Genomic DNA, 2,731 nt, shown 5'->3' with positions numbered 1-2,731 from the left:
ATTACTTAATGCGCAGTATCAATCACACATTGATACATGGCAGATAGAAAAAGCGCAGCGAATCAAGCCTTCACTTTGGTGGGATGAGGTAGCTAAGGCGCAAGCCTCACAGACTAATAACACCGACACAGCGACAACCGATAATGCCCCCGTATTGAGTAATCTCTCTCCTGACGGTAAAGCTTGGTTCTTACATCCGGTGGGGATGGCTTTATTTAAAATTAATGCTTTACTAGGATGGTCAGATAGCCCGTTTGCTATTTTATTAGGTAAAGTTGAATCTAACAATGATTATTCTGCTTATAATAGGACTAAGCCCAAACTAAAAGCTTTTTTTAATACAGATATTACATCTATGACATTAAGAGAACTTATAGAAAAACAAACTAAAAGAGAAATATTTGCGGCTGGAAGATTTCAAATAATTCCAATAACACTAAAATCTGCAATATCTTATTTAAAACTCGATTTATCACTTAAATATGATAAACAAACTCAAGATTTTATTTTTGAAGAATATTTAATAAAAGTTAAAAGAAAAAACATTATTCAATATTTAGAAGGTGACGGAGATGTTGAAGATGCAATTTATGACTGGGCAAAAGAATTCGCATCAGCAGGAGTAAGAAAAGGTAAAACAATTAGTGGCGGACGTCTCGCTTCTTTTGAAGGTTCATCTTACTATCAAGGTGATGGGTTAAATACTGCTCATATATCACCTGACAAAATGGTAGAGGTATTGATTAAATCAAAAAGTAATGATTGGAGGTAATATGAATTTTTTTAAAAAGTTTAATTTTATTTTTATAGCTTTATTTTTTTCTTTAGGCTGTACTAGTGAAAATCATAATACAAATAACAGTACATTAGATTTTAATAGTTATCCTGTTTCATTTGAAATGAAAAAAGATGCAAATTTTGCTGGTCATTACTATTTGTCAGTTTATGGCTGTGGAGGTGGTGCAATTTGCGGTGATATAAAAAATTTAAATACAGGTGAAATTATAGGATTTCCTAATGCTTATTTAATTGAGGATGATAATGGAGATAACGGTTTCTCAGTAACCTATCATTTAAATAGTAGTTTAATTGCTATATCTGGTATCCTTGCAGATCCGGATGAATCAGAACTATATGATGGATTCTGTGTAAGATATTATAATTTTAAGGGTGATAATTTTATACCAGTAAAAAAGTAGTTTCCAATTAATATTTTATTGTAAACATATAGTTATTAATGTCAGACATCCAATAAATAAAACAAATGACAACGGTATTCAAATGCAAGGCTTCATGCAGAAAATAGATTAAAGGCGATTCTATGACCTTAGTAATAAAAAAATTATTCTTCTTCTTATTATTAATTCCTATAAATGCTTATTCAATAACTTTTGAAGCTGATTATGATGGTGATGGTGTCATAGATCAAATTATTGAAGAAAACTATTTAGACAAACTAAAATTAACAATGTTTCTTTCATCAGACAATAACTCTAAACATGAATATATGATTGAAAGGTATGATGACGAAATTGAACCGAAGTCACACTTAAGTTTTTCTGTCGGTGAGATTGAAATTGATAGCTCATATTCTAGTCAAGGTGGAAATATATTTTCTCAGGTATATAAATGGGATACTTATACAAAAAAGTGGTTTCTAACTAAAATTATAGAAGGCGAAAAATCTAATATTTTAGATAATCAATTTACTCCAAATCTTAGTATAAAAAGAATACAGTGTTGTTATTATTTAGGAGACAATAGTGCAAACTATTTTGAAAAAACACCAGATGAGGAAAAAAGAGAGATTGAACAAGAATTAGACTCATTAAAATTATTGGTTAATTCTGACAAGAATGATCAAATAATAAAAAGAATTAATATCTATTTAGTAACAGAATATATAAATTTTTTAAATAATGATAATGTAGATTTACTAAATATTATCGCTCGTTTGATTAATGAGTCAGATTGGCAAGCCAGCGCTATTATTTTGGAAAAAATAGTTGAAACTTATCCCAATAGAGTTATTTCTGTATTAGATTTAGCAAATGCTTATTGGAATTCAGAAATTCCCGACTTAAGGAAAAAAGCGATTTCTCAATATAAATTTTATCAACAAATATATATTGATGATATTCCTGATTATGTTATCGAACGCATAAAGTCAGAATAATTGAATTTTTCGTTCTAGAGCTTAGTATCACAAAAGTTTTTCATTAGGGTGAAGTTAACTCATCTTGATAGTTTGACCTTCTCACCGAAGGAATTGGATAAAGTTGTGGTACTCGATGAGCCGATTGCGATGACAAGTGGTGACTTTATTGGGTACCTTGGGCATAACAATAGCCTAAACGCGCATCATCATATTCCAAAGCATTTTGCATTATCAACAATGAAACGCGTGAATGATAATGAGTTAACGCTACAGGGTCATTTTGAATTATTTACCTGTGATGATTTACCTGCATTTATTGAAAAAACGCGTTCGCTGGCAGATAAGCTCCCCGAAAGTGACAAGTCGTTAATCGTAGTGGAAAAAGCGGCTCAATTAATTGCGCCATCAGCATCAGATGGCAATTTGGTTCGCTCGCAGTCGATTGCGTTTTGTGGCAATGATTTAAGCAGTGCGTATGTACAGGTTTATCTTGAATATCGACTTACTTTGCCAGGAATGATGTTTGATAAAACAAGAGTAAGTGGTTTATTATCAGCAAGTGAGTTCAAAGAT

Annotated in this window: 2 protein-coding genes and 2 pseudogenes; all 4 read left to right on the top strand. The window is 31.2% G+C overall.

Features of this window, described 5'->3' with window-relative positions:
* Window positions 1-772, top strand: a pseudogene (locus tag ABEA36_RS12265) (hypothetical protein); the annotation flags it as partial.
* A gap of 1 nt (window position 773) precedes the next feature.
* Window positions 774-1,199, top strand: coding sequence for a hypothetical protein (locus ABEA36_RS12260; protein ID WP_345492602.1), 426 nt, complete (start codon window positions 774-776; stop codon window positions 1,197-1,199).
* A 122-nt stretch (window positions 1,200-1,321) separates the two neighbouring features.
* The gene (locus ABEA36_RS12255; protein WP_345492600.1) at window positions 1,322-2,176 is read left to right on the top strand and encodes a hypothetical protein; all 855 of its coding nucleotides are present in this window, start codon (window positions 1,322-1,324) and stop codon (window positions 2,174-2,176) included.
* Between the two features lie 48 nt (window positions 2,177-2,224).
* Window positions 2,225-2,731 (top strand): annotated as a pseudogene (locus tag ABEA36_RS12250) (hypothetical protein); the annotation flags it as partial.

This window comes from Orbus sasakiae (genome assembly GCF_039542345.1).
GTDB classification, from domain to species: Bacteria; Pseudomonadota; Gammaproteobacteria; order Enterobacterales; family Orbaceae; genus Orbus; species Orbus sasakiae.
The sequence above is the reverse complement of the archived record's forward strand: the minus strand, read 5'-3'. Positions and strand labels throughout refer to the sequence as shown.